This is a genomic window from Neobacillus drentensis (assembly GCF_036966985.1).
GTDB lineage: Bacteria > Bacillota > Bacilli > Bacillales > Cytobacillaceae > Neobacillus > Neobacillus drentensis_E.
Genome location: NZ_JBALSN010000320.1, coordinates 1 through 895, shown reverse-complemented (window position 1 = coordinate 895; position 895 = coordinate 1). Strand labels below are relative to the sequence as shown.

Sequence of the window (895 nt, the reverse complement as noted above, 5' to 3'; positions counted from 1 at the left end):
AACCCATCGGTAAAGAGAATTAACTGAAACCTTTTTTTCTTCTTTGTTAATTTCCTCCACTCGTTTTTTGATCCCATTATGAAGATCTCCATTTTTTAACTGTAATAATGGTTTGATTACCTCATAACGGAACAATGCAATTTCTTTCGTTTTTTCTGGCAACATGGAAAAGTCTGTAATGGAAAGGAAGTTATTTTTATCCATGATTTCTAATTCTCCTTTTTGTTGTTATTTTTAATAGATCAATAGAGACATTAAAACAAACCAACCAATTTAATTGAATCTAAATGGAATAAACTTACTATTCCTTTGTTGTTGTGCATTGTTTTACTTTTAAAAACTTTTGTGAATTGTGGGGTACCGCTCACAGTTTCAAATTATAGAGCACGTGTTTGCTGAAAGTCGAGAGGGAATTGCTTCCAATTCAAAGAAAACTATTTACTAAAAAAAAATATTATGTTATATTTAAAAGTTTATTTCAATTTTTGTATTTTGGCTAAGAAATATATAATAACCCAAATATAAATATCTACTTAAAATTTTTAAATCCACCAAATACATATAACTCATACTTTTTATAAAAGTTTGATAAATTTTACAATTTTCTTTTTTCCTCATTTTTCTTTTTGTGCCTTATGAAAGAATCCACTTCTTCCTTAATTAATAATTGTTTTGCACAAATTCCTTTTAGTCGATTTGTTAACTTTCCACGATGAACTAAATTCCTAAAATAGGAGGGACTTCTGTTATAAAGCAGGGAAGCCTGGTCAGTAGTTAGATATTTTTCTTGAAACTTTTTTATTTCTTCCATTTTAAAGATATATTTCTTGTTATGAAACGATCCGTTCTTCATAATATGGCATTTTAAGATGCCTCTTTTTATTAGGATTTTAAT

At 27.5% G+C, this 895-nt stretch carries 1 protein-coding gene; it reads right to left on the bottom strand.

All coding sequences use genetic code 11. The features are described from left to right. Window positions 1–595: 595 nt before the first annotated feature. Window positions 596–895: hypothetical protein (locus V7659_RS20165; RefSeq protein ID WP_335541736.1), on the bottom strand; the 300-nt coding region annotated here is incomplete at its 5' end.